We start from the raw sequence: 24,435 nt of genomic DNA, 5'->3' as shown, positions 1-24,435 counted from the left end.
TGAGCGTGCCACGTTCAGAGTCTGGTGGCGGCATAATGTCTCAAACGGAACGGTGTAAAACCGTGACGCGGCTGGAGCGTTTTTGCGGCAAGTGTGGGCGCGAAACCGACGTAATTTTCGCGTAGCAGCGTCAGTATCTGGCAGCGCAATGCATCAGCAATCCGGTGCGTGCCAGGTTTATCGCGACGCGCATTCGTCAGCCCGGCAGCGCCGGACTCGCGATAGCGGTTCATAAGCCACTGAACCTGACGTTCAGTAAGCTGTAACTGTGAAGCAGCATCACAACGACGCAGGCGTTTTTCGATAACAGCCTGAATCACGGAAAGACGGTGAAGTTCTTTGTTCGACATGGTCACCAGCATCAGCAGAGATCTGCCAGAAAAGGTAGTAAACGCGCCGTATCTGGGTGACATTATGAACTAGCTAAAAAGTGACATTATCAAATAGCACCTACAATCTAAGTGCGCATAATCATGATTATGTTAAATGAGATATGCCAATGCGCACTCAGGCCCAACAAACCTTATCTCCTGCCCTTAACGACGCCTGCCAACTTTCGCCGCCCTGAAAAATAGATTGAATAAATTCGGCTCGATAAGTGTTTACTCTTCATACGCCGAACCATCGCTGGGTAAAGGACAATTCAGAATTTTTGGCGTGTTATTTATGACAAAGAAGTTAACGCTCGTCTAATCTCGGCCAGCGATGCGCGCCCTGCTTCGCCAATCTCGTTGGATTTGGCGTGTTTGTATTTTTAGTCTGGATTTTGGGTAATCAAAATAACCGGGGATGTTTAAAGGCAGGTAATAATCAGAACTCTGATTCGCTGCCGCTAAATAAGGCAGCGAATCTCATCGGTAAAAAATTAACGGCTCACTTCATGTCCGATCAAACCACCAATCGCTGCGCCACCGAGCGTGCCGAAGGTGCTGCCGCCGGTTAATACCGCGCCGCCTACGGCACCGACACCGGCACCAATCGCGGTGTTTCTGCCACGATGAGACATGCCGCAAGCGGTCACCGAAAACATCACCAACATAACCATAGCAATTTTACAGCTGCGTTTTAAAAGCATACAAAGCCTCACTGCCATTATTTTATGGCATGCAACAGTGTTTATTTGATTGTTGTTAAAATACCCAATCTGTTGTGACTGGCACTGCTCGTCGGCGTGAATTTAAGGGGTTTTCAGACGCTGCGGAAGGTAAAAATTCCTATTTGAAGCTGGCACTAGCAAAGCGGCTTAAGCGGAGCCGCTTTGCTCGTCATCACCAGGTTATGCCGCCGTGCGCTTTACCCGCACCACCGTTCTCACCATCGCCAGCGTGGCGACTATCAACAGAATGGCACCAACCATCGCCATGGCTTTAAAGCCGAGATGTTTGAACATCATCAAACCGACAATGCCACCGATCAGGAAGGAGAAAATGGTGGTCAGATGCGTCCACAGCTGGCGTTTCTGCCCGGATACGTTTTTCGACGGATCGCGCCGAAACAGCGCCGCTATGACCGAAGCCAGAGAAATCCCGGCATCGGTTAAGGTGCCGGTAATATGGGTTGAGCGTACGCGGCCATTGGATAATTGCGTCGATGTTGAATTATGTATGCCCATCAGGAAGCCCAGAATGACAATAACTTCGCGATTATTGGCCGATGAATAAAAGAACATTTCAAACAGTGATAATAATATTAATGCCAGCCCTTCCACCCAGAGAATCTGGCAGAAAATAATCCGGTTGCCATTGGCCAATCCGCTAATCACCACCATTCTGGCGGTGACCGCACCACAAACAAAAGCAAACAGAATGGTAGCTAAAAAGGTGATGTCGCGGAAATTAACGTTCGACACTTCACTGGATAATTGTGAGGTATTGCCTGACATGTGTGAGGGGAAAAAACCAAATGCCCCGAGGGCGATCGCATTGAGCACTCCAGCGGCGGTGGCTAACCACATCGCCAGATTGCGATCCTCATCATGCGTGCGCGTACGTTTAAGTTTAATCAGCATCAGATACCCCATCATTCTGAAATTTGGCCGAATAGTAAACGTAGAGCAAATTGGCAATATAATGACCAGGAAACCCCTGAATAATTAACAAGAGTGTTAAAGAAACTAAAAAAAGCAATTAAGTCTCGATATATTTAAATAAATGTAAAGAGACGCAGCGTGATAATGCATTGCTTACGATGGAACGTGGCTGGCTATTTTCATCGGTGCCACTACGACGTTGACGCCCAAATCCTGCATACGGCGCAGAATCGGTACCGGCGTGCCCTGATTGACAATCACCACGTCGAATTCACTGAGATGCGCAAAGCGATGCAGCGCCCGACGTTCAAACTTTGTATCATCCATCATCAAAATGCGTTTCTGCGCCGCATCAAACATCGCACGTTTGGTTTCTACCGTCTCAGCGGACTGATGAAACACCGCGTCGTCGATAATCGCCGACATGCTGACGAAAAACACGTCGGCCCGCAGGCTGGCAATCTCTTCGCGCGTCATGCGGCCCATAAAGGCATTGCACCAGTGATAAAACTGTCCGCCCAGCCCCATTAAGGTGATATCACGGCCGTTGCGCAGCTCGTTCATTAAGGTTAGCGAGTTGGTGATCACCGTCAGCGGCGCACGTGCGGCCAGCAGCCGCGCCATCTGCAATACGGTGGTGGAATCATCAAGAAAAATGGCCTGGCCCGGCTCCAGATAGGTCGCGGCCACATCGGCAATGGCCTGCTTCTCTTCCAGCTGGCGCGTAGCACGATAAATATCACTGGATTCGACGAGGCTGGTTGGCGTGGCTGAAACCACGCCGCGAGATTTATGCAGCAGCCCACGCTCCACCATCTCATCGATATCCCGATGTGCGGTCATCAAACTGATGCCGAAGCGATCGGTAATATCTTCGATGCGAATCGCCCCTTCAGCCATTACCGCTTCAGCGATCAATTGGCGACGCGCCAGCTGGCGGGCCTGACGGCTATCGCTGGGGAGGGTTTCGGCCATAAAAACGCCAAGGGAAGAGTCCTGCGGGTTGTGCGCCATATTTCATCCGGTGTGAAGCGAAAAGCGGGTTCGGCACTTATTACAGCGTTTAAATAAGGTTTTGGCAAATGACGACAGGTAATGATGATCGCACGTACCGTAGCGGCGCAATTTATTGCGCGATGAATCGCGCCGCTACAGGACTGCGCGCTCTGTAACTTACTGCTTCAACACAAACGGCGAGGCGAAGTTGCCGGCGTTCTCTTTGGTGATCAGGATGCAGTCAAACAGCTGCTTCTCGGATGCGGCACCGGTTTTACCGGTTTTCAGGAAACTGTCCGCCTGCTCTACCGCTTTCTGCGCGAACTGTGCCACCGGCTGCATCACGGTGTAGGCCAGCGTGCCGGCTTTCACGGCGTCAACCGCATCAGGCGATCCGTCAAAGCCGCCAACTTTAATCTGATTCAGCTTGCCCGCCTCTTTCAGTGCAGCAATGGCGCCCAGCGCCATCTCGTCGTTGCCGCTGATCACGCCTTTAATGTTGGGATTGGCCTGCAGCAGCGACTGCATCTTATTGAAGCCTTGGGTACGATCCCAGTTGGCCACTTCCTGGCCGACTTTTTTCAGGGTCGGGTATTGCGTCAATACGGTATCAAAACCGTTGGCGCGGGTGGCGGCATTGTTATCCGATGGCGGGCCAACCAGCTCAACATAGTTCGCGGTATCGCCCACCTGCTTCACCCACTCCATCGCGCCGACCGCGGCGCCCTGGGCGTTATTCGAGACCAGCTGCGCTTTGGCGAGGCCGCTCTGATTAAGCTCGGCGTTAATGATAAACACGGGAATATTGGCGGCGATGGCCTTTTTCACCGATCCCACCGATCCATCGGCGTTAGCCGGGTCGAGAATAATCGCTTTGGATTTGTTGGTGATCGCCGTATCAATCAATTGGCTTTCGGTGTTGGTGTCTCCTTTGTGCGCGCTTACTTTGGCGCTGTAGCCGAGCTTTTCAGCGGCCTTTTGCGCCACCTGACCTTCTGTCAGCCAGTAAGGGTTAGAGGGATCGTTAACGATGATGGTCATTAAGCCGTTGTCGGCCCAGGTGGGTGCCGCAAAGGTGGTAATGGCCATCGCCGCAGCAGCGATGAAGAGACGTTTTGTGAACATAGTAGGTGCTCCGTTATTATTGGGGTACAGGTTTTACGGATATCCGCATGCTGCTGAAGCAGCGTGCGTGAATTAGCGAGCGCGCCGCCCGTATTGCAAGGTATTGAGCAATACCGCTAGCACGATCACGGCACCAGTGAACACCGTCTGCCAGTAAGCAGAGACGCCGATAATCACCAGGCCATCAGAGAGAAAACCAATCACGAACGCGCCAAGCAGCGTGCCGCGCACGTTACCGCGTCCACCGGTTAAGGCCGCGCCACCAATCACCACGGCGGCAATTGCCGTTAGCTCGTAGGTGGTACCCGCCGTTGGCCCTGCCGAGGTGAGCTGGGAAGAGAGCACCAGCCCAGCTAATGCGGCGCAAACGCCGGACAACACGTATACGCTGATCTTGATGCGCTTCACCGGCACGCCCGACAGATCGGCAGCACGTTCATTGCCGCCTGAAGCGTAGAGCCAGCGACCAAACGCCGAGCGGCTGAGCAGGAAGCCACAGGCCAGCGCCACCGCGCCGAGTACCAGCACGCCGACCGGGATATTGAAGATTCGGTTGAAGCCAAGCCAGTCGAAACCGGTATTGCCCAACGCTTCGCTGCCAGAGAGTTTGTTGTAAGTCAGGCCGTTGGTGATCAGCAGCGCAATACCGCGCGCCACGTACATGGTGCCGAGCGTAGCGACGAACGCCGGGACGCGGAACCAGGCAATCAGTACGCCGTTGACTAAGCTCACCAGCGCGCCCACCACCAGCGTCAAAATCGCTACCGCCCACACTGGCAGATAGAGCACCACGCCGAGCGCCTCCAGATTGATGCCCTGCATCATAAATCCGGCCATCACGCCCGCCAGACCGAGCGTTGATCCCACCGAGAGATCGATGCCGCCGTTCAGGATCACCAACAGCATGCCAATCGCCGGCAAGCCGAAGATTGCCACGTGTGACGCCATGGTAAGAAAGTTGGCGCCGGTAAAGTAGTTAGGCGACAGGAAGGAGAAAGTCGCGATAATCACCAGCAGCGCGATAAAGGCACGCCCTTCCAGTAGCAGGCGCGCCACGTTGAGCTGTTTATCGCGCTTTTTTGCTGCGGCCACCGGCGGCGAAGCCAGCGTTTGTGTTCTGTCACTCATCTGTTTTGCTCCGTTTTTCATGTCATGCCACCAGAGACTCGCCTGAAGCGGCCATAATGCGTTCTTTGCTGACTGACGCATCGAAGATGGCGGAGATGCGCCCTTTGCTCATCACCACAATGCGATGCGCAATACTCAGGCACTCGCCCACTTCCGACGTGGTATACACCACCGCCAGCCCTTTTTTGGCGTTCTCCGCCAGCAGGCGAAACACTTCCGCTTTAGCGCCGATATCGATGCCGCGACTCGGTTCATCCAGCAAAATCACCTTAGGACGGGTGGCGAGCATCTTGCCGATCACCACTTTTTGCTGATTACCACCGGAGAGCGACCCAATCGCCGCTTCGCCGCCGGCGGTTTTCACCGTGACATTGCGAATACTGTCGTTAACCAGCTGCTTTTCACGACTTCTCGACAGCACCAGGCCGCGCACAAAGTCGCCGATGCTGGCGAGCGACAGGTTCTCGCCCACCGACATGGTTTGCACCAGGCCGTCGCGTTGCCGATCTTCCGGCACCAGCGCCAGCCCGATTTGAATGCGTTGTGAAATGGTCAGTGCAGAAATATCGGTATCCTGCAGCAGAATCTGCCCGCTGTTTTGCGGCAGACGTCCGGCGATGCACTCCAGCAGCTCGGTGCGTCCGGCGCCCATCAGGCCATAAATGCAGACGATCTCGCCGGCCCGTACCGCCAGTGACAGGTTGTCCACCAGCCGGATGCCGGTTTTACTCTTCAGCGTGAGATCTTTTACCGTCAACGCCGGTTGGCCGAACTCATAACCCTGCGGCGGCGAGCCAAGATCAAAATGGTCGCCCACCATATTGCGCACGATCCATTCGAGGTCGATCTCATCGCGTTTGGCATACGCCGTCATCGCGCCGTCACGCAGCACCACCGCGCGGTCGGTAATCTCCAGCGCTTCTTCCAGATGGTGCGAGATATAGACAATCGCCACGCCCTGGCTGGTTAAATCGCGAATCACCTGGAACAGTACCGCTACTTCCGCCGCGCTCAGCGCCGACGTCGGTTCATCCATGATTAAAATCTGTGAGTTCACCGATAGCGCGCGGGCAATTTCGACAATCTGCTGCTGACCGAGACGCAGGTTTTCTACCGGCGTAAGCGGATCGATCTCCTCTTCCAGCGCCGCCATCAGGTGCGCCGTCACACGCGCCTCTTCAGCGTAATCGACGCCGCCTGGCTTCATGATTTCGCGCCCCATAAAGATGTTGTCGCGCACGTTCATATTGGGCGCGAGGTTGAGCTCTTGATGGATAATCGAGATGCCGCAGTCACGCGCTTCAGTGGCGGATCGAAACGTCTTCTCTTCGCCGTGTAGTAGAATTTCCCCGGTTGTTGGCGTAATCACACCAGACAAAATTTTCATCAGCGTCGATTTACCCGCGCCGTTTTCACCAAACAACGTGGTCACTTCGCCACGACGAATCTCGAAATTGACGCCCTTCAGCGCGTGCGTGGAGCCGTAAATTTTGCTGATGTTGCGCGCCTGCAGGATCACCTCGCCTTTTAGCAAGGCAGGATTAACATTGAACGGTTTCATTTCACCTCCATGCTTACCGGCGTCACCATCCAGTTTTTCGCGTTGAGCAGACGGAACACGCCGACTACCTGCACGGTTTTCCCCGGCAGCGCGTCGCGATCCAGCGGGTCGAGCACGGCGGTTTTCATTGCGCGATTAATGGCTGAACCGGCATTTTGATACTCGATTTGGTTAGTGAAATCGCCGAACTGAATCTTGCCGCTCGCGTCACGCAGATCGGTGCCGGTAATCGCCGGACCGGTTTGCAGTCGCACCTGCATATCCCCCGCTAATCCGTCGATTTTCAGCGGAAAAATGCCCATCTGACCCGCCAGCACTACGCCTTGCAGTTTTACCGCGAACACCGGCAGCGGCGCGCCTACGCCATATTTCTGCACTGCGTCCTGCTGATTAGCCTGTAGCGCATCGGCCAGGGTTTTCGCGTCTACGGCACGTGACTGCACATCCTGCTGAATGGTTGGGAAGGTTTTCTGGCCGTAGCTGTCGGGCGAAAAGCCCTGCTCTTGCGCGTCATCAGCGGAGCCAATTTTCACCACTTTGGTGTCGAGCGCCATCGCACTGATAACGGCGATCACCACAATGCCTATCGCCGCGTAGCGCTTAACCCGCTTACGGGCAATCTGTTGAGCCAGTATCGAGACATCGGACATAACGTGACCTCTCAAGCTATCAGCTGCGATAATCGCGCCGATAATGTTATAAATGTGATAACTTGTGTGATGAGAATTGTGCTGATGTGACTAAATTGTCAACAGCTGACGCGCAATTTTTTCAGGAGAGCGATCTGGATCGCTTAATTGATGTCGGTCGCATCACAAACCGCTATTTCTGCGCCTTGCATGGCTTTTCCACCTGATATTTCATTTTCATTTACTCGCCTATATCGCTTATTTCGTGATCGACTTCGCTTTCTTATGTGAAATTTATTCGTTTTTTAGAAAAATAATACAATCGATATGTTATCTCAGTGGGAAGTGGTGTAAGACATTATTTAGCAAAATCATCACAGACTGTTAACACCTTGCGGGGTGATTAACGGCGATGAAATGAACTCTTCTTCTCTCGGAGGTGTACGTGGATAGTGGCGATATCATTCTGGGTCTGGATTCCGGCACCTCGGTAGTGAAAGCGGTGGCGTTTGATCTGGAAGGCACGCAGCTGGCATGCGCATCGGTACGAAACAGCTATTACCGCAGTGAAGGCGGCGCAGCGCAGCAGTCGATGACGCAAACCTGGCAGGATGCGGTGACGGCGATACGCAAGTTGGGCGATCGGGTGGAAAATCTGGCGGCGCGCGTGGTCGCTGTCGCGGTGACCGCCCAGGGCGACGGCAGCTGGCTGGTGGGCGCGAATAATCAGCCGGTTGGCGATGCATGGATTTGGCTGGATGCACGCGCGGCACCGACGGTAGAGAGACTCAATCAGCAGCCGTTAGCTGCCGCACGCTTTAGCGCCACCGGCACCGGGCTCAATACCTGCCAGCAGGGATCGCAGCTGGCGCACATGGATCGCTTCTACCCCGAGCAACTGGCAAACAGCGAAGTGGCGCTGCACTGCAAAGATTGGCTGTATCTCAATCTCACCGGCATTCGCGCCACCGATCCTTCAGAGGCCAGCTTTACCTTTGGCAACTTCCGCCACCAGCGCTATGACGATCAGGTGATAGCCGCACTGGGACTTGAGCATCGTCGCACGCTGCTGCCAGAGATTATCGAGGGTACGCAAACCACGCATCCACTCACCGCCGCAGCCGCGCAGGCCACCGGTTTACGCGCCGGCACACCGATCTGCCTTGGCTATGTCGATATGGCGATGACAGCACTCGGCGCGGGCGTGCATACCGGTGAAGCCAATACCGCCTGCTCGATTGTCGGTTCCACCGGCGTGCATCTGCGCAGCGTCACCATCGATGAGGTGTGGCTTAATCCGGCGCAAACCGGCTATGTGATTCCGCTGCCGTGGCCGGGTTATGTCACTCAGGTGCAAACCAACATGGCGTCCACGCTTAATCTCGATTGGCTGTTAAACCTCGCCAGCGAGCTGCTGAACAGTTTTGGCTGCGAAATCGATCACGCGCGTTTAGTCGGACATATCGATCGCTGGCTCAACGCCGCGAAGCCCGGCAGCCTGCTCTATCACCCCTATATTTCGATTGCCGGTGAGCGTGGACCCTTTGTGAATGCCGAGGCGCGCGCCAGTTTTACCGGACTGAGTTACACCCACAACTTTGGCGATCTGGTGCGTGCGGTGATCGAAGGTATCGGCATGGCGGCCCGCGATTGCTATCAGGCAATGGGCAGCCTGCCGGGCGAAATTCGCTTAACCGGCGGTGCGGTGCGTTCACAACCGCTACGGCAGATCCTTTCGGCCTGTATTGGCGCACCGGTGCGTATCAGCCAGCGCGAAGAAGCTGGCGCGGCGGGTGCCGCCATGATGGCGGCGGTGGCGATTGGGGCTTACCCATCGATGGAGAGCTGCGTCAAAACCTGGGTGATGCCGTTACTCGATGCGCCCGAAGCGCCCTCGGCCGATTTGCAGCAGCGTTATAACCAGCTTTTCCCCACCTATCAGCAGATGCGTAACGATCTTCCTGCCGCATGGCACGCGCTAAAACAGTTTTAAGGAGTAAATCATGAGTGAACACATGCTGGATCTATTTGTGATTGGTGGCGGTATCAACGGGGCAGGTATTGCGCGCGATGCCGCTGGACGCGGTTTATCGGTGATGATGTGCGAGAAAGATGACCTCGCGCAGGGCACCTCATCGCGCTCTGGCAAGCTGGTGCACGGCGGGCTGCGTTATCTCGAGTATTACGAGTTTCGGCTGGTGCGCGAGGCGCTGATCGAGCGGGAAGTTTTGCTTAACGCGGCACCGCACATTATCTGGCCGATGCGCTTTGTTTTGCCGCACAGCCCCAGCGATCGCCCGGCGTGGCTGGTGCGCCTTGGGCTGTTTCTCTATGACCACCTTGGCGGGCGCCAGAAATTACCGGGCACGCGTTCGCTGGATTTACGCCGCGATCCGGAAGGTGCGCCGCTGCTGGATAGCTATCAAAAAGGTTTCGAATACTCCGATTGCTGGGTGGACGACGCACGTCTGGTGACGCTCAATGCGCTGGATGCCGCCGAGCGCGGTGCCACCATTCTGCCGCGCACGCGCTGTGTCGCAGCCACGCGGCATCACGGCAAGTGGGAGATCACGCTACAGGATGCCAGCGGCGCGTCACACACCGTGTTTGCCAAAGTGCTGGTGAATGCCGCTGGGCCGTGGGTGCTGGATATCGTCAATCAGGTCACCCACACCAAAAGCAACCGCAATGTGCGCCTGGTGAAAGGCTCGCACATTATCGTGCCGAAATTCTGGGAAGGTCAGCAGGCTTACCTGGTGCAGAACACGGATAAACGGGTGATATTCATTAACCCGTATGAAGGCGACAAAGCGCTGATCGGCACCACCGATATTCCGTGGCAAGGCAAAGCGGAAGCGGTTACCGCTGACGATAGCGAGCAGCAATATCTCATCGATGTCGTCAATCGCTACTTCAAGGTAAAACTGCGCGCCAGCGATGTGATCACGCGCTTCTCCGGCGTACGTCCGCTGTTTGATGATGGCAAAGGCAACCCGTCGGCCGTCACGCGTGATTATGTATTCGACCTCGACGATCAGCAAAACGCCCCGCTGCTGCATGTGTTTGGCGGCAAGATCACCACCTTCCGTAAGCTGGCCGAGCACGCGATACAGAAGCTGGCACCCTTCTTCCCTAACATGGGCGCCGACTGGACGCGCGCCGCCACCTTGCCGGGCGGCGATATGCCCAATGCCGATTTCGACAGCTTCTTAGAGCAGATAAAGACGCGCTGGCCGTGGCTGCCACAGCCGCTGCGTAAGCACTATGCGCGGTTGTACGGCACGCGCATCGATAAGTTGATCGGTCATGCCAATGCGCTGAGCGATCTGGGGCGTCACTTTGGTGGGCAACTGTTTGAGGCCGAGGTGCGCTATCTGGTGGAAAACGAGTGGGCGCAACAGCCGGAAGATGTGTTGTGGCGCCGCACCAAACATCAGTTGCACCTGGATGACGCACAGCAGCAAGCCTTCACGCAGTGGTTCAACGTGACCTTCACTGCCGCCGCGCCGCTGCGGGCACACGCTGGATAAGAGGTGAACCATGCCGTTAACGCTATCACTGAATACCAACCCGCTGGTGAACCGTTTTGCCGATCCGCAGGATTTGATCGCTACCGTGGCGCAGCAGATTCGCATCCGTGATCTGCAGCTCACGCATGAGTTCATCAATCCCGGCTGGCCTGCCGCCACCATCACCCGCATGACACGGCGTATGCAGCAGGCGCTGCGCGCTACTGGCGTGTGCGTGACCTCGGGAATGACCGGGCCGTATGGCCGCCTTAACCATTTTGGCCACCCTGATGTTGAAGTGCGCCGCTATTACGTCAACTGGTTCAAAACCTTCGCCGATATCACCGCCGAACTGGGCGGTGACGCGGTGGGGTCGCAGTTTGCCATCTTTACCCAGCAAGATTTCAACCATGTTGCACGCCGCGAAGCGCTGATTGATATCGCCATTGAGTGCTGGGCTGAGGTGGCTGAGCATGCCAAAGCCGCCGGTTTGAAATACCTGTTCTGGGAGCCAATGAGTATTGGACGCGAGTTTGGTGAAACCATTCCGGCCTGTTTAGCGCTGCAACAGCGCCTGAGCGCGCACGCTTTCGCGCTGCCAATGTGGATGATGGCGGACATCGATCACGGCGATGTGACCTCCGCCGACCCGCGCGACTTCGATCCCTACGCATGGGCGGAAGCGGTGCCGCGTTACTCGCCGATCATTCACATTAAGCAGAGCATGCTGGATAAAGGCGGACACAGACCTTTTACATTGCAGTACAATGCCGGCGGCCGCATTCAACCGCAGCCGCTGCTGGACGCGCTGGCGCGCGGCGGCGCGCAGGATAATGAAATCTGTCTTGAATTGAGCTTCAAAGAGCGCGAACCGACGGACAGCAAGGTGGTGGCAGAGATTGCCGAGAGCGTCGCCTTCTGGGCGGGGCATATTGATACCGGGGTGCATGATCTGCATTTAGCGGAGTGATGGGATGTGCGCACTGATGTGCGCGCTGTCCCTCATCCCAACCTTCTCCCGCCAGCGGGAGAAGGAGCCAATCGAGCAGGCCGCAGCAGACAGTTCCCTCTCCCGCGGCGGGAGAGGGTTAGGGTGAGGGGAAAACGCACATCACCCAACCATAACCAACCACAGGCACACATGATGAAAACGGCTTCAACCTCGACTGAACGCGACGAATCTCTGGCCCTGCGTGCCGCCTGGCTGCACTACGTCGGCGGTTTGACGCAGGCTGAGGTGGCGAAACGGCTCGGCCTGCCGTCGGTGAAAACCCATCGCATGATTGCGCGCATGGTGGCAGAAGGCGCGGTAAAAGTATCGATTGATGGCGATATCGTCGCCTGCGTGGCACTGGAAGATCGACTGCGCGCGCAGTTCGGCTTGAACTTCTGCCACGTCGCGCCCGACCTCGGCGAGGAGGGCTTGCCGGTGCGCGCATTAGGCATGGCGGGCGCGGATTACCTGCGTAACCTGCTTACGTCATCCCCCTCCACCACCCTGGGTCTCGGACATGGCCGCACCCTTTCCGCTGCCATCCATCAGCTGCCGCGCATCGACGCACCGCATATGCGTTTTGTCTCGCTGCTCGGTTGTTTAACCCGCAACTACGCACTGAATCCGCATGATGTGATGCATCGCATCGCCGAGAAAACCGGTGCGCAGGCCTACATGATGCCGGTCCCTTTTTTCGCCAACACGCAGGAAGATCGTGACGTTTTGCTGGCGCAGCGCGGCGTAAGTGAAGTGTTTGCCATGGCGGCGCAGAGTGAAGTCAAACTGGTGGGCATCGGGACGGTGGAACCTGCCGCTCAGCTGGTGGAAGCCGGCATGATTGATGAAGCCGAGATCAATGACATCTCCTCTTCCGGCGCGGTGGGTGAATTACTGGGGCATTTCTTTGATGCTAAAGGACAGATGATCCACACCAGCCTGACGGCGCGCACCCTATCGGTGGAGCTGGATCTGGCACATCGCGCTGAGATTGTAGCGCTAGCCGGCGGTGCCAGCAAAGTCGCAGCGATTCGCGCGGTGCTGGCCAGCGGATTGGTTACCGGTTTGATTACTGATGAAATGACGGCGCAGGCGCTGGTTCCGTAATTTTAACCTCAATGTTCTCTGTATAGTACATATAAGGCCTATGCGTACTATACAGAGAACAACACCTATTAATATGATGTTTCTCAAGATGGATTAGAATCTCTCATCCGATTATAATGTTCTATATGTAGTACATATAATGGCTATTTGTATTATGTATGGAGCAAATCATGACTTTTGTCGGATCCCCCCCCTCTCGATATGCTCAGGAAGCCATTGCGTTATTGGCTTCTCTGATTCGTGCTGAACGTATTGAAAAACAGATCCCTGCCGCAGAATTGGCAGAAAGAGCCGGAATTTCTCGGGGAACGTTATATCGCGTTGAGCAAGGCGATGTTAAATGCCAGATAGGCACCTATTTTGAGATTGCGGCCATTTTGGGTATTCCTCTCTTTGATACAGAGGTGAGTTTGCCATCATTGGTCAGTCATCGTAATCGTGTGGAGGAGAAGCTAAAGCTATTACCAAAACACACCAGTAAAACAAAGAGCACCAGGAAGGTGAAAGATGACTTCTGAACAGCATTTTAGAGAAGCTTACGTATGGATATGGTTGCCGGGTGAGACTCATCCGGTGGTAGCGGGAAGACTAGAAACTGAGGGAGATACTCTACTTTTCAACTATGGTCGCAGTTACCTGCAACGAGAAAATCGTATTCCGCTTAATCCGAACGAACTTCCTTTGCGTACGGGGATTATTCCTCCTTTGAATGGTCTGAAAATTGCGGGTTGTATTCGAGATAGCGCACCTGACGCTTGGGGCCGTCGTGTCATCATCAACCGTCGCATGGGACGAAAAGGTGCCAATGTTGATACCGGAATGCTTGATGAGCTGACCTACCTGATGGAGTCCGGTTCAGATCGCATCGGTGCTTTGGATTTCCAGCATTCCGCAACGGACTATATTCCAAGAGCCGCTGAAAATGTGAGCCTTCCTGAATTACTTGAGTCAGCTGATCGGGTTGAAAAAGGTGTGCCGTTGACACCAGAACTGGATCAAGCGTTGTTTCATGGCACGTCGATTGGCGGCGCACGCCCTAAAGCGTTAATCGAAGCTGATGGAAAAAAATATATCGCTAAATTTTCAGCCAGTGCCGATATATGGAATGTGGTAAAAGGCGAATTTCTTGCAATGCGGCTTGCATATTTCGCAGGCTTAAATGTCGCGCCGGTGAAACTTGTTAAGGCTAGCGGGCGCGATGTGATCATGATTGAGCGCTTTGACCGTGAGTACCTGTCCGATGGATGGACACGCAAAGTTATGCTCTCCGCTCTGACTTTGTTTGAACTCGACGATATGCTCGCGCGTTATGCCAGTTATGAGACGTTAGCTGAAATAATTCGTCAGCGCTTCGCATCACCCAATGAGACATTGTTAGAAATGTATAAGCGGCTCTGCTTCAATATTCTCTGCGGCAACACCGATGATCATGCGCGAAATCACGCTGCGTTTTGGGATGGTAACTCCTTTAGTCTGACGCCAGCTTATGATATTTGCCCGCAGGGCCGAGCAGGTAATGAAGCTTCGCAGGCGATGCTCATCAGCGGCAATAATAATTTAAGCCGCATGACCAGTTGTCTGAGCGCGGCCCATCATTTTGCGTTGAGTCGCACTGATGCGCATGAGCAATTCATGATGATGAAAACGTCGATCGAAAGCCACTGGCGCACCGTATGTGACGAAGCGGAACTGAACCAGGTTGACCGCGCAAGTCTATGGGGCAGGCAATTTATCAATCCGTTTTCACTTGAATGACACACGAAATGATGGGTTCATAGTTAAATCAAATTCAGCGCCACACCCTGCGCGCGCAGCGCCTTTTGATAGGCGGCATCCAGTTCGGCATCGGTGATAAGCGTGTTAAACGGCTGCGTCGGGGCCAGCGCAAACGGGTGGATCTGACCAAATTTCGATGAATCAGTCAGCGCGATGGTGTGCGTCGGCTTTTCCATGATGGCATTCACCACGTCACAGCGCAGCATGTCGCGACCGGTAAAGCCGGTGACGCTATCCCAGCCATCAATGCCGATAAACGCCTTATGGAAATTCAGATGTTGAATACATAAACGCGTCAGCGGCCCCACCACCGATTCGCTGCTTTTTTGAAAAAGACCGCCGAGGATAATCACATCGCCGCCCTTTTCACGCAGCAATCCGGCGATGTAGTGGCTCACGGTGATGATGGTGATATCGCTGCGATCGCTCAGTTCGCGTGCCAGCAACGCATTGGTGCTGCCGCCTTCAATGAACACCGTTTCACCGCTGTTCACCAACGACGCAGCGTGCTCTGCCAGACGCTTCTTCACCGCAAAGCGGGTCTGCATGCGCGCGCCCACATCATCGCTTTCTGCCGCCACGGCAGAACCGTGCACGCGGCGCAGAAAGCCGCCTTTCTCCAATAGATTGAGGTCCTGACGCACGGTCACTTCCGAAACGCCGGTGTTTTGCGCCAGCTCATTGACGCTGACGCTGCCGCGTTCACTAACCAACTGGATAATTTGCTGATGACGTGCGTTCATAACACCCGCTACTGAAAGATTTTTGCCAAGCTTACCAGAAATTTAGCGCAATCCCAGACTGCGGCGCCCATTGGCATTCAGTGCATCGAGCGTGAAACGATCGCGCCACTGGGTTTCATAATCCTCCTGTGGAAAATCACCCGGCGAAGCCCCGCTGGCCAGCGCCTGTGCCACTTTGCTGGCGTAGGCGGCGTTTTTCTCACACAGCGGCGCAGCGGGAATGTACATCACATTGCCCCAGCCTTGCTGATCGTCAACCGGCGCAACCGAATGGATCACATCACAGTGCCACCACACCGAATCGCCGGCTTGCAGCGCAGGAATCGAGCATAACCCCTCAATCAACTCAGGATGCCACTGCGCGGAAACCGGCAGCACTTTACCCGGCGCAACGCCGCACAGCTCATCCTCCGGCACATCCTTCAGCAGCGGACGCAGCAGCAAATAGGCCATCGCTTCTGGCACCGGCACCACATGCAACAGGCCCTGCCCAATCTGCATATCTGACAGCGCGGTCCAGCCCTGGAAGGTGCGGAATGCCGAGCATTTGGTGGTGGTGCCAGATTGATATTCATTCACTTCGGTGCGGTGTGCGGCATCCCATGGATCGTATTGATCAAACTGATGGGTGAAGATTTTGCTGAACACCTGCTGATAAGCCGGCAGCAGCCAGCGCTCCAGCGCACCGGAATCGGTATGCGCGCCGAGCCCTTTCGAGGTGGTGCCAGGCAAACGGCGGCGAATGCGATCGGGATAGATAATGCTGACGTCTGGCTCGAACCAGCGTGTACCGCGCGACTCAAACTTCCACAGGCGATTGAGAAAGGATTGTGTCTGCGCCATGGCGTCACTTTGGCGCGCTGACATTTGCGCCTCGCTCCAGTAAATCGGATAGATTTCCGGGCGTGAAGCCTCAAGATTACCGAAGAAGTTATCACCTGGGCCTGTATAGACGTTGTCGAAATCGTTGTCATCGAGGTACTTGAGCATCGATTCATCCCACGCCAATGCCTGATCGCGGCTGAAGGTCTGTTTGACCACCACACAACCGCGCCGACGAATATGATCCTTCACCTGTTCGCTGATACGCCCGGCAGCGATATCTTCCTGGCTAACCTGCGGCCAGGCTGAACCGTATTGCGCTTCTTCTGCACGCGCTGCCGCTATTTCGCTGACGATTTTCGCTCTGACTTGTTCAAACAGCCCTTCTACATCGCCGATCTGCTCTCTGAGCACTTTTTTCATCAGGCGAACGTTTTGTTTGAAATCATCAGGTTGTTGCAATGAGGTGAACGTTGTATTCATTTGCTGCTCCGATTTGTTGGCTTGATTGCTTCATTCGAAACTTAAGTAAGCTTCATTCATAACAAATGGGCAGCACTTAACAATCACGCAACCTCAAAATATCGATGAAGGTCACATTAAAAAGATTGGATCGATTTCATATGAAAATTTTGGTTTGAGCCGGGATCAATGGGCAATTAGTGAACACAATCACAACTACGAAACAATTCATTAACCATAAATTGATCTTTCCCGCGCCAGCTTTTATACCTTGTGAAAATTATTTCACGCATTAGAAATAATTTTCAATTTCGCCCCGGCTCGTTTTTCCGCGTTTTGTTGTCACGGCTGAGCCATACACATTCAGCGTCAGTTCCGGGGAAAAAACATGAAAAAAATCACCGCACTTCTCGCCAGTTTATGCTTAGCGAGCAGTTTCACCAGCACCGTAAGCGCCGCTGATGACGCGCCTCAATTTCGCTGTAAGCCCGGCGAAACCTACTACATGAACGTGATGGTAACCGGGGTTGAATACTGGTTCCCGGTGTATGAAATGTTTAAACAGGCAGCGCATCAGCTCGGTTGTAAAACCGTTTACGGTGGAACGCCGGCTTATGACGTTAACCAACAGCTCTCCAGCTTTGAGCAGATCCTGGCGCAAAAACCCGCTGGCATTTTCCTGCATCCCATGAATCCCGATCCCTTTATTGAGCCGATTAATCGTGCCGCCGAAATGGGTATTCCGGTCGTTACCTTCGCCGCCGATTCGCCTAACAGCAAACGCGTGGCTTATATCACCTCAGACAACTTCCGCGAAGGGAAAGCTGCCGCTGATGAACTCGGCAAGGCGATGGGCAAAGGCGCCGAGTTTGCGGTGCTGGAAAACCCGGGTCAGGATAATCACGATCGCCGCGTTAGCGCCTTTATCAATGAAATGAAAACCGCCTTCCCGGATAGCAAACTGGTCGCGCGCGCCGCCACCAACCAGGATCCTTCTAAGGCCTACAACGCCGTACTCTCGATGCTGCAGGCCAATCCCAACCTGAAGGGTATCTTTATGCCGGAAGCCAGTTCGGCGATTGGTGCCGCTCAGGCGGTCGCGGAAAATGGCGGCAAAGTGAAAGTGATGACCGTCGATGTTAACGCCAAGGTGCTGGATATGATCAAAAGCGGCGAGGTGTTTGGCGCCATCAACCCGAATCAGGGCATTCAGGGTTACATGGGCTTTATGACGCTTTTCCTCGCCGCCCATCCTGAGCTGATCGATCCCATGAATGATGCCAAACGCACCGGCACCAATCCCTTCGCCTTCCCGATCCTCGATAACGGCTACGCGGTGGTGACAAAAGACAATGCCGACGATTTCCGCTGGGATGCCTATCTGAAACGCCGTGGTACCAAAGGCATCAACGAGTAAAGGTGACGATCATGACGGCACTACTGGAATTGCGCGGCATCAGTAAAAGCTTTGGCGCGGTGCGGGCTTTACAGGGCGTGGATCTCACCCTGCGCGCCGGTGAAATTCATGCGCTGGCCGGCGAGAACGGCGCGGGTAAATCGACGCTGATGAATATCATTGATGGCATTTTGCGTCCGGACGGCGGTGAAATATTGCTGGAGGGTAAGGCGGTGACCATCCGTTCGCCGCGCGAAGCGCAACAGCTGGGTATTGGTTTGGTGCATCAGGAAATTGCCTTATGCCCGGATATCAGCGTGTACGAAAACATCTGGATGGCGCACGCCGCCAGCCAGCGTGGCGTGCTGATGCCGCATAAAGTGCTGCGTGAAAAGGCCCAACAGGTGATGAACCGCCTGGCGCCGATAGCGGTAACCCGCAAGGTCGGCGAGCTCTCCCTGTCGCAGCAGCAACTGGTGGAGATTGCCAAAGCGTTGACGCTCGATTGCCGCCTGCTGATTCTGGATGAACCCACTGCCGCACTGACCGAACCGGAAGCCCAGACGCTGTTTACCATTGTGCGCCAACTGCAGGCGCAAGGGATCGCGGTGGTGTATATCAGCCATCGCATGGCGGAAATTTTTGCGCTGTGCCAGCACATCACCATCCTGCGCGATGGCCGCACCGTTCACAGTGCGACGCTGCAGAGTATGACGCCCGATGAGGTGATTACCCGGTTGGTCGGACGTGAACTGTCGCAGCTCTATCCAGATAAACGTCCGGTTAGTGCGGCGTCGCCGTTGCTGGAAGTGCGCGAACTGGGCGATGGCAAACACTTCCACGATATCCAGTTTGATCTGCGTCCCGGTGAAATCCTCGGTATTGGCGGATTGATGGGCGCCGGACGCAGTGAGATCGCCCAGGGAGTTTGTGGTTTGTTGCCAACCAAACGCGGCGTAATCCGGATTAAAGGCGAAGCGGTAACGCTGCGCAATTACGCCGCCAGCATCGCACAGCGCATGGTCTATTTATCGGAAGATCGCAAAGATGCCGGGCTGTTTTTGGCGATGCCAATCGAATGGAATATCTCGGCGCTGGATATTAATGCGGTGAGTCATCATCGGCTGCTACTCAGTCCGCGTCGCGAGCGGCAGCAGGCTGAAGCGCTGGCACAGCAGGTGAAACTGAAGCACGGCAAGTTGAGCGATCCGGTCTCTTCGCTGTCGGGCGGTAATCAGCAAAAAGTGGCGCTGGCGCGCGTGCTCTCGGTGCAACCGGAAATTGTGTTTCTCGACGAGCCAACGCGCGGTGTGGATGTCAGCGCCAAGGCGGAAATCTATAGCATTCTCGCCAAACTGGCGGCGAACGGTGTGGGTCTGGTGGTGATTTCGTCGGAGCTACCTGAGTTAATTGGCCTGTGCGATCGCATCATCGTGATTCATGAAGGGCGCATCAGCGGCGAAGTGGCCGGTGCAGCCATGACAGAACAGAACCTGATGCGGCTCGCCGCTGGCATCATTCCCGAAGCGGAGGCCGTATGACCATGAATACCACCCTGCCCACCCTGCAAAAATCCCGCTGGTCGCTGTTCGGCGGCATACATAAGCAGCGCGAAGTGGGATTGATTGTCATCATTGCGCTGATCTTCGTGGTGATGAGCTTTACCTCGCCCTACTTTCTCACCTGGGCCAACATGAAGGCGATGCTGCTGTCGTTTTCCATTGAAGGCATCGTCGTTATCGGCATGACCATTCTGCTGATTGTCGGCGGTATCGATCTCTCCGTTGGTGCGGTGGTTTGTCTATCAATGGTGGTCGCCGGACAGTTGTTCCTGAGCGGCATCGATCCCTGGCTGGCAAGCCTGGGCGGCATTGGCGCGGCGGCGCTGGTCGGTTTGCTGATGGGATTAACCGTGACCAAAATCGGCCTCAGCCACTTTATCGCGTCGCTGGCGGCGATGGTGATTGTGCGTGGCCTGTGCATGATTGTGACTCAGGGCACGCCGCTCTCACTCTTTACTCTGCCCGTGAGTTTCAAATTCATCGGCCAGGGCGCGATCTGGGGCATTCCGTTTGTCATCGTGCTGTTTTTTGTCCTGGTTGCGTTGTTTGACGTCCTGCTGCGCAAAGCCACCCTTTTTCGCAAAGTCTTTTATACCGGCAGCAACGAACGTGCCGCCGCTTACTCCGGCATTAATATCAATCGCATCAAACTGTGGGTCACGGTACTGACCTCAACGCTCGCCGGTGTAGCTGGCATCATCTATATGGCGCGGCTCGGCTCGGCCACGCCCACCTTTGGTGTCGGCATGGAGCTGAATGTTATTGCGGCGGCGGTGATTGGCGGCGCCAGCCTGAAAGGCGGCACCGGATCGATTCTCGGCGCGGTACTGGGTGTGGCGCTGCTGTCGATTGTTACCAGCTCGCTGATTTTAATTAACGTTTCCGTTTACTGGCAGGAGCTGATCAAAGGTCTCATCCTGCTAGCGGCGGTGTCCATCGATCACTTACTGAATAAATACCGTGCTGCATAAGGACTTATCGCCCATGGAATTTGCTAGTGAACATCCCGCGTTTCATAGTGCGCGTCAGATTTACCAGGTACTGGTGATGTATTACCTCGACGGTAAGAAGCAGTCAGATATCGCGGTGGAGACCGGCCTGTCGGTGGCCAGCGTCAATCGGCTGATTCGTCAGGGTAAAGAGAGCGGTATGGTGGAGATCACCATCAAATCACCGTGGCTGTCTGCGCACCAGCTGGAGAGCGATCTGGCCGCGCTCGGCCAGCTGCAACAGGTGGTGGTCGCGCCCAACGTGGCGCGCAGCGAGGATCATAGCCTGCAGATGGTTGGCGCGGCGGCGGCAGAGTATCTGCTTTCACGCCTAAAGGATGGTGATGTGATTGCCATCACCGGTGGCAAAGGCGTCAGCGCGTTAGTTGACGCCCTGCAGCCGACGCGAAAGTACGACGTGCAGGTGGTGCCTGCCCTGGGCTGCGTGCAAGGCAAACACTACACCGATGTTAATCATGTGGCATCGGAAATGGCCGCGCGGCTTGGCGGGCACGCCTGGCAGATCCACGCCCCGCTGTTTACCGATTCTGCCGACGAACGCGACATGCTGATGGGCATCAGCGCCGTCGAACAGGTGCTGGATAAAGCGCGCAATGCCACGCTGGCGGTGGTGGGATTAGGATCGATTCATAGCGACAGTTCCAGCTATTACGATCTCAACCTGGCGGCACGCCACGCTTCGGCCAGCATCGAAACCAGCGGTGCGCGCAGTGAACTGCTAGCCTGGCTGCTGGATGCCAACGGCCAGCCCGCCCCGTTTGACGCTAACCGTCGTTTAGTCGGACTGACCTTGCCCGAACTGCAGCGCATTCCCTTTTCCATGGCCGTGGTGGCCGGGCGTGACAAAGTCGACCCGATTCACTGCGCCCTGCACGGTCAGTGGCTGCAAGGGATAGTCACAGATGAATCCACTGCGGCTGGCGTACTGGAACTGGCCATCAGCCGAGGAGCGAACCATGAGTAATAGGCAAACGCGTGAACAGCGTCTGAGCGCCCTGCGCCAGCGGTCTTCCACGCCGGTGTTGATTGTCGGCGGCGGCATTAACGGCATCAGTACCTTCCGTGAACTGGCGCTGCAAGGTATTCCGGCGATTCTGGTGGAGAAAAGCGACTGGTGCCAGGCGGCCAGCGGTGCGCTGTCGCGCATGATCCACGGTGGATTGCGTTATCTGGAAACCGGTGAGTTTACGCTGGTGAAAGAGTCGGTTACCGAGCGCGATCGCCTGTTAAAAAATGCCTCGCACTATGTCTTTCCGCTGCGCACCACGGTGCCGATCGACAATCTCGCGGGGGGGTTAATCAACGCCACGCGCCGCTTTCTGCGACTCAGTGATAAACCCACGCGGCGCGGTGCCTTGCTGATTAAAACCGGGCTCAGCCTGTACGATATCTACACCCGCCAGTATGGTTCGATGCCGAAGCATCAGGTGCGTAATGAAGCCGCCACGCGCGATCGCTGGCCGGGATTCGCGCCCTGGGTGAAATACAGCGCCAGTTACTACGATGCGTGGATCAGCGCGCCGGAACGTCTGGGATTTGAGCTCATTGATGATGCTGAAAAGGCGTGTCCGGATGCGTTGGCGCTCAACTATCTGCAGCTGGTCAGCGCCGAGGGTGAAACCGTGGTGTTGCAGGATGCGCTAAGCGGCGAGCGCTTTCGCCTGCAACCGCACGTGCTGGTGAATGCCGGTGGCGCGTGGATCGATCAGCTCAATCAACGACTCTCTGCTCGCGACGACCTGCCGAAGCTGATTGGCGGCACCAAAGGATCGCATCTGATCCTCGATCACCCTGAGCTGCTGCATATGCTGGATGGCGAAATGGTCTACTTCGAAAATCAGGAAGGCCGGGTCTGCATCATGTTCCCGTGGTTCGGCAAGGTGCTGGTGGGTTCAACCGATATCCGCGTTGATGATCCTGATGCGGTGGTGTGCGAAGAGGATGAAAAGGCCTATATCCTCGACTCGCTGCGCTTCGTCTTTCCGCAGGTTGAAGTGCCTGATTCAGCCATTGTTTACACCTTCTGCGGCGTGCGTCCGCTACCTGCCAGCGATGCCAAACTCAACGGCCAAATCTCGCGTAATCACTCATTAGTGATGCTGCCGCCCGACGTCAATCGCGCCTGGAGCACGCTGTGTCTGGTGGGCGGCAAATGGACCACTTTCCGCCAGTTCGGTGAAGAAGCGGCGGATCGGGTGTTACGTCTGCTGGGGGAAAAGCGCCAGCTCTCCAGCGGCGAGGTGCCGATTGGCGGTGGCCGTGACTTCCCGCAACCTTCAGAGCAAACGCCGTGGCTGGCTCAGCTGGCGCAGCGTTTTGCCGTGCCGCTGCCGCGCGTCAGGCAGTTGGCTAAACGCTACGGTAGCCGCGCCCTGCCGCTGCTGGCGCTGATTCAGCAGCACGGCGAGCAACCGCTGCAGCATCATGCGGCGTACAGCGACCTCGAACTGCGCTATCTGATTGAGCACGAGCAGGTGTGCCAGTTGGAAGATCTGCTGGTGCGCCGCACCTCGCTGGCGATTTGCGGTGAACTCAACGCCCCGCTGGTGCAGGAAATTGCCCAGTTAATGGCGACCACGCTGGGCTGGAGCGACACCGAACGCGCGCAGCAGCTGCAACGCGGCTGCGACAATCTGGCGCGTTTACACGGCCTCACCGGTCTTTACCCCACCGTTTTTCAGGAGGAAATACCCCATGTCAGTCACCAATAAAGTGCGCATGCATCGCCTGTTGCAACACGGCAAATGTCTGGATGTGGCGATCGATCATGGCATCGCCAACGAGCCGGATTTTCTTATCGGGCTGGAGAATATAGAGGCAGTGATGGATAACCTGATCGCCGCACAGCCGGATGCGATTCAGGTGAATTACGGCCAGGCCGATTTGCTGCAGCGCGTCGCCGGGCGCAAACCGGCGCTGGTGATGCGCACCGATGTCGGCAACGCCTACAACGCCGCGCGCCATCGTGAAATGTGGGCGGTGCTGCACAATCCCGATGAGCCGATTCTCGCCGCGCTGCAGATGGACGCCGCTGCGGTGGTGGTGAATCTCTATCTGATCCCCGATGAGCCGGGTATTTTCCGCATGTGCGTCGAGAATATTGGCCGCCTGCGCCAGGCGTGCGATCGCTATGGCATGCCGCTGATGATTGAACCGCTGGTAATGGCGCCCGCCGGGCAAGGCGCGGCGTATGGATCCCTTGGCGATGTGGAGAAGATTGTGCCGCTGGTGCGCCTGGCGCGTGAGCTGGGTGCGGATATCATCAAAGCCGATCCCACCGAACACGTGGAAGATTTTCATCGCGTGGTCGAAGCGGCGCGCTGCCCCACGCTGGTACGCGGCGGCGGCAAAGGCGAGCTGGCGGGCGTGCTGGCAAAAAGCGCCGCGCTGATGGCGCAAGGTGCCAGCGGCATGGTGTATGGCCGCAACGTTTATCAGCACAATAATCCGTCACGCGTGGTGAAAGCGCTGATGGCGATTATTCATCAGGGCGCCAGCGGCCCGGACGCACTGGAAATCTATCAGCAGGGTTAAGCCTTACCTGCACCGGCGCTTAAGCGGTGCGCCGTCTTCGCGAATGGAACGGAGT

21 protein-coding genes and 1 pseudogene are annotated in these 24,435 nt (G+C 55.7%); 12 read left to right on the top strand and 10 right to left on the bottom strand.

Annotation, left to right across the window (positions count from 1 at the left end):
* Nucleotides 1-62: 62 nt before the first annotated feature.
* From WFL93_RS13595 to WFL93_RS13560, 8 genes and pseudogenes are all read right to left on the bottom strand, one after another.
* A pseudogene (locus WFL93_RS13595) lies at nucleotides 63-350 on the bottom strand (helix-turn-helix domain-containing protein); the annotation flags it as partial.
* Nucleotides 351-865: 515 nt separating this feature from the next.
* On the bottom strand, nucleotides 866-1,075 hold the full coding sequence (locus WFL93_RS13590) for a glycine zipper 2TM domain-containing protein (protein ID WP_007888377.1): 210 nt from the start codon (nucleotides 1,073-1,075) through the stop codon (nucleotides 866-868).
* Between the two features lie 201 nt (nucleotides 1,076-1,276).
* On the bottom strand, nucleotides 1,277-2,008 hold the full coding sequence (locus WFL93_RS13585) for a YoaK family protein (RefSeq protein ID WP_036620629.1): 732 nt from the start codon (nucleotides 2,006-2,008) through the stop codon (nucleotides 1,277-1,279).
* Nucleotides 2,009-2,182: 174 nt separating this feature from the next.
* Nucleotides 2,183-3,043, bottom strand: coding sequence for a DeoR/GlpR family DNA-binding transcription regulator (locus WFL93_RS13580; protein ID WP_007888381.1), 861 nt, complete (start codon nucleotides 3,041-3,043; stop codon nucleotides 2,183-2,185).
* A gap of 159 nt (nucleotides 3,044-3,202) precedes the next feature.
* Nucleotides 3,203-4,150, bottom strand: a complete 948-nt coding sequence (locus WFL93_RS13575) for a D-ribose ABC transporter substrate-binding protein (RefSeq protein ID WP_007888383.1) — start codon at nucleotides 4,148-4,150, stop codon at nucleotides 3,203-3,205.
* A gap of 72 nt (nucleotides 4,151-4,222) precedes the next feature.
* A complete protein-coding gene (locus WFL93_RS13570; RefSeq protein ID WP_336778351.1) occupies nucleotides 4,223-5,278 on the bottom strand; it encodes an ABC transporter permease in 1,056 nt (351 codons plus the stop codon).
* A 22-nt stretch (nucleotides 5,279-5,300) separates the two neighbouring features.
* Complete coding sequence (locus WFL93_RS13565; RefSeq protein ID WP_049852269.1) at nucleotides 5,301-6,839, bottom strand: sugar ABC transporter ATP-binding protein; 1,539 nt, start codon at nucleotides 6,837-6,839, stop codon at nucleotides 5,301-5,303.
* Complete coding sequence (locus WFL93_RS13560; RefSeq protein WP_336778350.1) at nucleotides 6,836-7,489, bottom strand: DUF2291 domain-containing protein; 654 nt, start codon at nucleotides 7,487-7,489, stop codon at nucleotides 6,836-6,838. Before WFL93_RS13560 ends, WFL93_RS13565 begins: the two co-directional genes overlap by 4 nt.
* A gap of 424 nt (nucleotides 7,490-7,913) precedes the next feature.
* Here WFL93_RS13560 and WFL93_RS13555 point away from each other — a divergent pair, with 424 nt between their 5' ends.
* The 6 genes from WFL93_RS13555 to WFL93_RS13530 all read left to right on the top strand — a co-directional run bounded on the left by WFL93_RS13555 (nucleotide 7,914) and on the right by WFL93_RS13530 (nucleotide 14,830).
* Complete coding sequence (locus tag WFL93_RS13555) at nucleotides 7,914-9,461, top strand: FGGY-family carbohydrate kinase (protein ID WP_336778349.1); 1,548 nt, start codon at nucleotides 7,914-7,916, stop codon at nucleotides 9,459-9,461.
* Nucleotides 9,462-9,471: 10 nt separating this feature from the next.
* Nucleotides 9,472-10,998, top strand: a complete 1,527-nt coding sequence (locus WFL93_RS13550) for a glycerol-3-phosphate dehydrogenase (RefSeq protein ID WP_336778348.1) — start codon at nucleotides 9,472-9,474, stop codon at nucleotides 10,996-10,998.
* Nucleotides 10,999-11,008: 10 nt separating this feature from the next.
* Nucleotides 11,009-11,947, top strand: a complete 939-nt coding sequence (locus WFL93_RS13545) for a sugar phosphate isomerase/epimerase family protein (RefSeq protein ID WP_336778347.1) — start codon at nucleotides 11,009-11,011, stop codon at nucleotides 11,945-11,947.
* A gap of 174 nt (nucleotides 11,948-12,121) precedes the next feature.
* Nucleotides 12,122-13,075: a sugar-binding transcriptional regulator gene (locus tag WFL93_RS13540; protein WP_336778387.1), complete on the top strand. Its 954-nt coding sequence runs from the start codon at nucleotides 12,122-12,124 to the stop codon at nucleotides 13,073-13,075.
* A gap of 170 nt (nucleotides 13,076-13,245) precedes the next feature.
* Nucleotides 13,246-13,593, top strand: a complete 348-nt coding sequence (locus WFL93_RS13535; RefSeq protein ID WP_180823622.1) for a helix-turn-helix domain-containing protein — start codon at nucleotides 13,246-13,248, stop codon at nucleotides 13,591-13,593.
* Nucleotides 13,583-14,830, top strand: coding sequence for a type II toxin-antitoxin system HipA family toxin (locus tag WFL93_RS13530; protein ID WP_336778346.1), 1,248 nt, complete (start codon nucleotides 13,583-13,585; stop codon nucleotides 14,828-14,830). The genes WFL93_RS13535 and WFL93_RS13530 overlap by 11 nt, the downstream gene beginning before the upstream one ends.
* Before the next feature lie 23 nt (nucleotides 14,831-14,853).
* Here WFL93_RS13530 and WFL93_RS13525 read toward each other — a convergent pair whose 3' ends face one another.
* Both WFL93_RS13525 and WFL93_RS13520 read right to left on the bottom strand, forming a co-directional pair.
* On the bottom strand, nucleotides 14,854-15,594 hold the full coding sequence (locus tag WFL93_RS13525; protein WP_336778345.1) for a DeoR family transcriptional regulator: 741 nt from the start codon (nucleotides 15,592-15,594) through the stop codon (nucleotides 14,854-14,856).
* 42 nt (nucleotides 15,595-15,636) lie between these two features.
* Nucleotides 15,637-16,899, bottom strand: a complete 1,263-nt coding sequence (locus tag WFL93_RS13520; RefSeq protein WP_336778344.1) for a DUF1479 domain-containing protein — start codon at nucleotides 16,897-16,899, stop codon at nucleotides 15,637-15,639.
* Nucleotides 16,900-17,266: 367 nt separating this feature from the next.
* Between WFL93_RS13520 and WFL93_RS13515 the strand changes: the two genes are divergently transcribed.
* From WFL93_RS13515 to WFL93_RS13490, 6 genes are read left to right on the top strand one after another with little or no spacing between them, the layout of a single operon-like run.
* Nucleotides 17,267-18,295 carry a substrate-binding domain-containing protein gene (locus WFL93_RS13515; protein WP_049852262.1) on the top strand — a complete coding sequence of 343 codons (1,029 nt, stop codon included), beginning with the start codon at nucleotides 17,267-17,269 and terminating at the stop codon, nucleotides 18,293-18,295.
* 11 nt (nucleotides 18,296-18,306) lie between these two features.
* Nucleotides 18,307-19,815 (top strand): sugar ABC transporter ATP-binding protein, encoded by a 1,509-nt coding sequence (locus WFL93_RS13510; RefSeq protein WP_336778343.1) that lies wholly within the window; start codon nucleotides 18,307-18,309, stop codon nucleotides 19,813-19,815.
* Nucleotides 19,812-20,807, top strand: coding sequence for an ABC transporter permease (locus tag WFL93_RS13505; protein WP_007888410.1), 996 nt, complete (start codon nucleotides 19,812-19,814; stop codon nucleotides 20,805-20,807). Before WFL93_RS13510 ends, WFL93_RS13505 begins: the two co-directional genes overlap by 4 nt.
* A 13-nt stretch (nucleotides 20,808-20,820) precedes the next feature.
* Complete coding sequence (locus WFL93_RS13500; RefSeq protein ID WP_007888411.1) at nucleotides 20,821-21,810, top strand: sugar-binding transcriptional regulator; 990 nt, start codon at nucleotides 20,821-20,823, stop codon at nucleotides 21,808-21,810.
* Nucleotides 21,803-23,557: a glycerol-3-phosphate dehydrogenase/oxidase gene (locus WFL93_RS13495; RefSeq protein ID WP_336778342.1), complete on the top strand. Its 1,755-nt coding sequence runs from the start codon at nucleotides 21,803-21,805 to the stop codon at nucleotides 23,555-23,557. Before WFL93_RS13500 ends, WFL93_RS13495 begins: the two co-directional genes overlap by 8 nt.
* A complete protein-coding gene (locus WFL93_RS13490) occupies nucleotides 23,541-24,380 on the top strand; it encodes a class I fructose-bisphosphate aldolase (RefSeq protein ID WP_336778341.1) in 840 nt (279 codons plus the stop codon). The genes WFL93_RS13495 and WFL93_RS13490 overlap by 17 nt, the downstream gene beginning before the upstream one ends.
* Nucleotides 24,381-24,435 lie beyond the last annotated feature (55 nt).

Origin of the sequence: Pantoea sp. USHLN256 (assembly GCF_037149875.1) — a bacterium.
GTDB lineage: Bacteria > Pseudomonadota > Gammaproteobacteria > Enterobacterales > Enterobacteriaceae > Pantoea > Pantoea nemavictus.
This window is presented reverse-complemented; position numbering and strand designations above follow the sequence as displayed.

What these genes read in the sequence shown, in the direction of transcription:
- WFL93_RS13575 (WP_007888383.1), bottom strand. Translation starts at nt 4,150, where the DNA reads ATGTTCACAAAACGTCTCTTCATCGCTGCTGCGGCGATGGCCATTACC.
- WFL93_RS13495 (WP_336778342.1), top strand. Translation starts at nt 21,803, where the DNA reads ATGAGTAATAGGCAAACGCGTGAACAGCGTCTGAGCGCCCTGCGCCAG.
- WFL93_RS13500 (WP_007888411.1), top strand. Translation starts at nt 20,821, where the DNA reads ATGGAATTTGCTAGTGAACATCCCGCGTTTCATAGTGCGCGTCAGATT.
- WFL93_RS13590 (WP_007888377.1), bottom strand. Translation starts at nt 1,075, where the DNA reads ATGCTTTTAAAACGCAGCTGTAAAATTGCTATGGTTATGTTGGTGATG.
- WFL93_RS13560 (WP_336778350.1), bottom strand. Translation starts at nt 7,489, where the DNA reads ATGTCCGATGTCTCGATACTGGCTCAACAGATTGCCCGTAAGCGGGTT.
- WFL93_RS13570 (WP_336778351.1), bottom strand. Translation starts at nt 5,278, where the DNA reads ATGAGTGACAGAACACAAACGCTGGCTTCGCCGCCGGTGGCCGCAGCA.
- WFL93_RS13510 (WP_336778343.1), top strand. Translation starts at nt 18,307, where the DNA reads ATGACGGCACTACTGGAATTGCGCGGCATCAGTAAAAGCTTTGGCGCG.
- WFL93_RS13525 (WP_336778345.1), bottom strand. Translation starts at nt 15,594, where the DNA reads ATGAACGCACGTCATCAGCAAATTATCCAGTTGGTTAGTGAACGCGGC.
- WFL93_RS13515 (WP_049852262.1), top strand. Translation starts at nt 17,267, where the DNA reads ATGAAAAAAATCACCGCACTTCTCGCCAGTTTATGCTTAGCGAGCAGT.
- WFL93_RS13520 (WP_336778344.1), bottom strand. Translation starts at nt 16,899, where the DNA reads ATGAATACAACGTTCACCTCATTGCAACAACCTGATGATTTCAAACAA.
- WFL93_RS13490 (WP_336778341.1), top strand. Translation starts at nt 23,541, where the DNA reads ATGTCAGTCACCAATAAAGTGCGCATGCATCGCCTGTTGCAACACGGC.
- WFL93_RS13535 (WP_180823622.1), top strand. Translation starts at nt 13,246, where the DNA reads ATGACTTTTGTCGGATCCCCCCCCTCTCGATATGCTCAGGAAGCCATT.
- WFL93_RS13565 (WP_049852269.1), bottom strand. Translation starts at nt 6,839, where the DNA reads ATGAAACCGTTCAATGTTAATCCTGCCTTGCTAAAAGGCGAGGTGATC.
- WFL93_RS13540 (WP_336778387.1), top strand. Translation starts at nt 12,122, where the DNA reads ATGAAAACGGCTTCAACCTCGACTGAACGCGACGAATCTCTGGCCCTG.
- WFL93_RS13545 (WP_336778347.1), top strand. Translation starts at nt 11,009, where the DNA reads ATGCCGTTAACGCTATCACTGAATACCAACCCGCTGGTGAACCGTTTT.
- WFL93_RS13585 (WP_036620629.1), bottom strand. Translation starts at nt 2,008, where the DNA reads ATGCTGATTAAACTTAAACGTACGCGCACGCATGATGAGGATCGCAAT.
- WFL93_RS13505 (WP_007888410.1), top strand. Translation starts at nt 19,812, where the DNA reads ATGACCATGAATACCACCCTGCCCACCCTGCAAAAATCCCGCTGGTCG.
- WFL93_RS13530 (WP_336778346.1), top strand. Translation starts at nt 13,583, where the DNA reads ATGACTTCTGAACAGCATTTTAGAGAAGCTTACGTATGGATATGGTTG.
- WFL93_RS13550 (WP_336778348.1), top strand. Translation starts at nt 9,472, where the DNA reads ATGAGTGAACACATGCTGGATCTATTTGTGATTGGTGGCGGTATCAAC.
- WFL93_RS13580 (WP_007888381.1), bottom strand. Translation starts at nt 3,043, where the DNA reads ATGGCGCACAACCCGCAGGACTCTTCCCTTGGCGTTTTTATGGCCGAA.